The following is a 4,632-nucleotide window of genomic DNA, read 5'->3' as shown; positions in this document are numbered from 1 at the left end:
CAAATTGTGTCCACCTGCTGCAGCAATCTCTAAAGCCCAGCGAGCTTCATGCTGACCCTGGATCTCAGCTAAGTCGAGCGACGGTCCTGCTGTGTGCTCTTTGACCACAGGACGTGCCGCAGCTCCTGAATATGGCGCTGGTTCTATCGGTGCACCGAAATCGTGGGCCACTTCGGCCAGGTGCTGGTAAGCGCGCACGGTTGCACCTGGAACCAATTGGGCTTCGACCTCGGATGACTTCGCCACGACAATATCTGTATAGCCGGCGTCCACCGCTGCCATAACTGCTGGAAGTATCCCGGGCGCTGATTGGAGGGATCCATCCAGCCCGAGCGCTGCGAGGAAGACCGGACCGGTCTCTGCCCGAACTGCATAGTCTGCACCCCAGGCAGCCATCATGATGGCTAAGTCGAAGACCGATCCACGTTTATGAATCGAGGCTGGCGTCAGGTTGACGGTAAGATGCCGGCGGGTGAGGTCCAGTCCAGAGTTTCGTGCTGCCGCACGGATCCGATCCTTAGCCTCTTGCAAGGATTGGTCGGGTAATCCCAGCAGGGTGAAGCCAGGCAGGGCATTGCCGATGTCCGCCTCTACGGTGACCATCTGCCCTTTCATGCCGGTAAGAGCCACACTGTAGCTTCTACCAATCCTGGTGGCCGACTTGACGTTGAGAGTAACCGGGGCCTGTTGTGATGGCTCCATTAGGACACATCCTGCAGTAACTCGGCCGAGACATCTCCGTGGCTATCCACGAGCACGCCGACTATATCTACGCGTATAGGCGTGTGCGCATACTTTGGGTAAACAGATTGCTTGAAGTGCAGCAGGCCTCTCTGTACCCGACGCAGTTGTGTTGGTGTGACGGACCCGACTGGATCACCAAAGCCCGTGCCCGAACGGGTTTTGATTTCTATCGCCACTAAATGATGCCGGTGATAGGCAATTACATCCACTTCACCAGCATCGGCCTGCCAGTTACGTTCAAGGATCTGGTAACCAGCGGCTGCTAAGGCATCGATGGCAGCGTCTTCGCCATACGTTCCCAGTGCCTGCGAGCTACTTTGTGAGGGGTTGATTGTCATGTGGCCTCACCTCCACCGATAGTCTTACCGAATATGCCGTCTCAGTGGAGACGTTCCTGGCTCAATGTGGATAACCCCTACGTGAAACGCGACCTGCCGAAAGACACGCTGGTTAGTCAGACAGCGGCGGCACGTGTGGACCGTCTGCCGGCATATCTGGGTCTTCACGGTCTGGCAGCTCTTCGATGTTGATATCCCGAAAACTCAGAATTCGCGCTCGCTGAATGAACCGTGAAGAGCGAAAGACATCCCAGACCCAGGCGTCTTCTAACAGAAGTTCGAAGTACGTATCCCCGGTCTCATCATGCGTTACCACCTCAACAGAATTCGCTAAGTAGAACCGACGGTCTGTCTCTACGATGTATCGAAATAGTCCGACCACGTCCCGGTACTCTCGGTACAGGTTTAATTCTTGGTCAGCCGCATACTGGGCTAACTCATCATCGCGATCAGTCATGCCTCACATCGTAGTTGGTTCGGCTCGCGGACAGGACATCGGTTACAACAAACGAGGTTGCAGCTGCTGTGGTACAAGGTTCCATGAGCGACGATGATATTCGGTCACACCCAGGGTCGATAACGATTCACGATGAGTTGCGGAACCGTAGCCCTTATTGCGATCCCAGCCATAGTCGGGGTATTGCTGCGCTAAATCAACCATGAGTGCATCGCGTGCCACTTTGGCAGTGATAGCTGCGGCAGACACAGTCGCACACAGCGCGTCGGCTTTCGTCTGCAGAACAGTCTGCGCTTCCATCGGCGAAAGCTGCTCACATAATGCTCCAGGAGCCGCCAGCAACCACTGTGAGTTGCCATCCAACACCACTCCGTGAGGAACCGCTCCCGAGACGGAAACCAACTCGTGCCAGGCTCGTCTACCAGCCAGTCCAAGAGCTGCAGAAAGACCATAGGTGTCGATCTCTTCGGCCGAAGCAAAGCCCACGGCTGTGGCAGCCCATGCGGGAATCGCCAAAGTCAGACGTTCGCGCTGGCGTGCTGTGAGTTTCTTCGAGTCTCTGAGACCCTCTAGAGGCACAGCCACTGCGATATCAACGGCGGCAACGCCCACGGCAACAGGCCCGGCCAGTGCGCCCCGGCCGACTTCGTCCATGCCGGCAATAAGAGTCCCACCGCAGGACAGTGCAAGCTGCGATTCAAGCGAAAGATCAGGTGCTTGCATTAGGGTTCGGGTACCTCTTCAAAAGGTTCACCATCAGACCCTGCACTGCCCCAGCGATCAAGCGGCCAGGCAACGACTTCTGCGCGCCCCACCACGTGATCGATGTTGACGAAACCATCATTCGGACCATCCATGTGAGCACGTGAGTCACCCGATGCATCGCGGTGGTCGCCCATCATCCACAGCTGTCCGTCGGGCACGGTCACTTCAAAATCAATGTCCGAGGCAGTGCTACCTGGCGCAAGGTATGGTTCGTCAATGGCTTCGCCGTTGACTACCAGCTGACGCGACTCTGGATCGACCGTCACGTGATCTCCCGGCATACCGATAATACGTTTCACCAAGTGCTGCTCGGAGGTCGACGGGTACAGTCCAACAAATTCTAGGGCTTGCAACAAGGGATTGGGATCTGTTTCAGACGGTGGCAACCAACCCTGGTGGTCTTCGAATACAATCACATCGCCACGCTCGAGCTGCTCTTCTGAATCAATGATGAGATTCACGAAGATACGGTCGTTGACCTGCAGCGTATTTTCCATCGAGCCAGATGGGATCAAAAAAGCTCGAAAGAAGAAGGTCCTGATCACAAACGACACCACAATGGCGATCGCAAGGATGAGCAGGATTTCTTTCATCCCGCCCAAGAAACCGCCGCGGCGTTTCCTGGGTCTGCGGCCTGTATTTTCTACTGTCATCGTATTGCTTTCACCGGTCCATAAATCTTATCCATCTGAATCATACCCCCGCCCGGAGCCCCAAACAGCGACCGTGAGTCGATGGAGTCATAGCGGTTGTCTCCCAGCAGAAAGACCCTATTCTGGGGGACTTCTACTTTGAAGGGGCTCGATGACGCCGGGCGGACAGGTTCGGCCAAATACGGTTCTTCGACCGCGTCTCCGTTGACGACCAATCGTCCCGCTTCATCGCAGCACTCCACGGTATCGCCTTCGATACCGATAATCCGCTTCACCACGGCATTTTGTTGCGGAGTAATGCCAACCAGGCCCAGCGCTGCATCGCGAACACGTTTCGCTGTGGTCTCTGACTCATACGGGGTGAAGCTACCGGCACCATCAAACACCACAACGTCACCGTGCTGTGGGTCCGTTTCTTGATACGCGTCGGGGTCGATTTCAATGCGATCCCCTATTTGCAAACCGGGCAGCATAGATGCCGATGGGATGGTATAGGTATTCAGGTGGTAGGCCCGCAGCCCGAAAACAGCAGCCACGGCCATGACGACCAATATCAGACTCAGCAGCAACCATCGGTTAAAACCAACAGCGGGCCGGGCGCTCTGAGAAGAATGCCCGGCCCGCTGTTGTGATGACGATTTCGTCATGACTGCGTTAGCAGTTAGTTACGCTTTTCCGGAATACGTGCAGCCTTACCACTACGCTCGCGCATGTAGTAGAGCTTGGCACGGCGAACCTGGCCGCGTTTTTTGACCTCGAGTTTGTCAATAATAGGTGAGTGCACTGGGAACTGACGTTCAATGCCTACACCGAAGGAAGTCTTGCGAACGGTAAAGGTTTCGGAAACGCCGGTACCCTGACGGGCCAAGACGTAGCCTTCGAAAACCTGAATACGCTGAGTTTTACCTTCAACAATGTTCACGTGAACTGCAACGGTGTCACCAGGACGAAAGTCTGGGACATCGTCACGCACGGTCTTCTGATTCAGCTGCTCAATAAGATTCATGGAGTCTGCTCCTAGTGGATCGCCGCAGGTCGCCCACATACATCAGCAAGCTCGACGGCTTGCGGTTGTAGATTTCGAGGTGCAACATGAAGTTACCTCCCCGGTGCCCAACGTTGGTGCAACGACCCCCTACGGCAGATCGCACACCCGATAGACACAACTGGCCATTATGCCATATTTTGGTGCTTTGTCCATAAATCTGGCCGACGTGAACGCGTACGCTCAGCTTGCTGCTCCTTACGCCACGCGGCAATCTTTGCGTGGTCGCCAGACAGCAGGATCTCCGGCACCTCATACTCCCGCCAGGACGATGGCTTCGTGTAGACAGGATATTCCAGTAGGCCATCGTCACTGTGAGATTCCTCAACCAGCGACTCTGGGTTACCAACAACGCCTGGGACCAGACGGCCAACCGCCTCAATCATCGCCAAAGCTGCAACTTCCCCACCGTTGAGCACATAATCGCCCAGCGACATCAAGCGCACGTCAAAACGTTCACGTGCCCAATGGAACATGCGCTCATCGATACCTTCATAGCGGCCGCAGGCAAAGATAAGATGCTTCGACTCAGCTAGTTCATACGCAGCTGGCTGGCTGAACACTTCCCCGGAAGGGGTCGGAACAATCAGCAAAGGCTTCTCAACAGGAGTTTCACCAAGAATATCTTCG

8 protein-coding genes are annotated in these 4,632 nt (G+C 55.4%); all 8 read right to left on the bottom strand.

All coding sequences use genetic code 11. The annotated features are described in order from the left end of the window. Positions 1 to 702 (bottom strand): magnesium chelatase domain-containing protein (locus L0H14_RS11770; RefSeq protein ID WP_301421918.1); only part of this gene is annotated, 702 nt, incomplete at its 3' end. Further along, positions 702 to 1,082, bottom strand: a complete 381-nt coding sequence (locus tag L0H14_RS11765; protein ID WP_301419606.1) for a YraN family protein — start codon at positions 1,080 to 1,082, stop codon at positions 702 to 704. The genes L0H14_RS11765 and L0H14_RS11770, both read right to left, overlap by 1 nt. 112 nt (positions 1,083 to 1,194) lie before the next feature. Beyond that, positions 1,195 to 1,539 (bottom strand): DUF2469 family protein, encoded by a 345-nt coding sequence (locus tag L0H14_RS11760; RefSeq protein ID WP_301419607.1) that lies wholly within the window; start codon positions 1,537 to 1,539, stop codon positions 1,195 to 1,197. Positions 1,540 to 1,581: 42 nt separating this feature from the next. Beyond that, complete coding sequence (locus L0H14_RS11755; RefSeq protein ID WP_301419608.1) at positions 1,582 to 2,262, bottom strand: ribonuclease HII; 681 nt, start codon at positions 2,260 to 2,262, stop codon at positions 1,582 to 1,584. After that, the gene (gene lepB, locus L0H14_RS11750; protein WP_301421917.1) at positions 2,262 to 2,957 is read right to left on the bottom strand and encodes a signal peptidase I; all 696 of its coding nucleotides are present in this window, start codon (positions 2,955 to 2,957) and stop codon (positions 2,262 to 2,264) included. Before lepB (L0H14_RS11750) ends, L0H14_RS11755 begins: the two co-directional genes overlap by 1 nt. Further along, positions 2,954 to 3,604: a signal peptidase I gene (lepB, locus tag L0H14_RS11745; RefSeq protein ID WP_301421916.1), complete on the bottom strand. Its 651-nt coding sequence runs from the start codon at positions 3,602 to 3,604 to the stop codon at positions 2,954 to 2,956. Before lepB (L0H14_RS11745) ends, lepB (L0H14_RS11750) begins: the two co-directional genes overlap by 4 nt. Positions 3,605 to 3,618: 14 nt before the next feature. Beyond that, the gene (gene rplS, locus L0H14_RS11740) at positions 3,619 to 3,963 is read right to left on the bottom strand and encodes a 50S ribosomal protein L19 (RefSeq protein ID WP_301421915.1); all 345 of its coding nucleotides are present in this window, start codon (positions 3,961 to 3,963) and stop codon (positions 3,619 to 3,621) included. Positions 3,964 to 4,130: 167 nt separating this feature from the next. Further along, positions 4,131 to 4,632 (bottom strand): tRNA (guanine(37)-N(1))-methyltransferase (locus tag L0H14_RS11735; RefSeq protein ID WP_301421914.1); only part of this gene is annotated, 502 nt, incomplete at its 5' end.

Origin of the sequence: Yaniella sp. (genome assembly GCF_030453185.1) — a bacterium.
Lineage (GTDB): Bacteria > Actinomycetota > Actinomycetes > Actinomycetales > Micrococcaceae > Yaniella.
This window is presented reverse-complemented; position numbering and strand designations above follow the sequence as displayed.

What these genes read in the sequence shown, in the direction of transcription:
- lepB (WP_301421916.1), bottom strand. Translation starts at nt 3,604, where the DNA reads ATGACGAAATCGTCATCACAACAGCGGGCCGGGCATTCTTCTCAGAGC.
- rplS (WP_301421915.1), bottom strand. Translation starts at nt 3,963, where the DNA reads ATGAATCTTATTGAGCAGCTGAATCAGAAGACCGTGCGTGACGATGTC.
- L0H14_RS11765 (WP_301419606.1), bottom strand. Translation starts at nt 1,082, where the DNA reads ATGACAATCAACCCCTCACAAAGTAGCTCGCAGGCACTGGGAACGTAT.
- L0H14_RS11760 (WP_301419607.1), bottom strand. Translation starts at nt 1,539, where the DNA reads ATGACTGATCGCGATGATGAGTTAGCCCAGTATGCGGCTGACCAAGAA.
- lepB (WP_301421917.1), bottom strand. Translation starts at nt 2,957, where the DNA reads ATGACAGTAGAAAATACAGGCCGCAGACCCAGGAAACGCCGCGGCGGT.
- L0H14_RS11755 (WP_301419608.1), bottom strand. Translation starts at nt 2,262, where the DNA reads ATGCAAGCACCTGATCTTTCGCTTGAATCGCAGCTTGCACTGTCCTGC.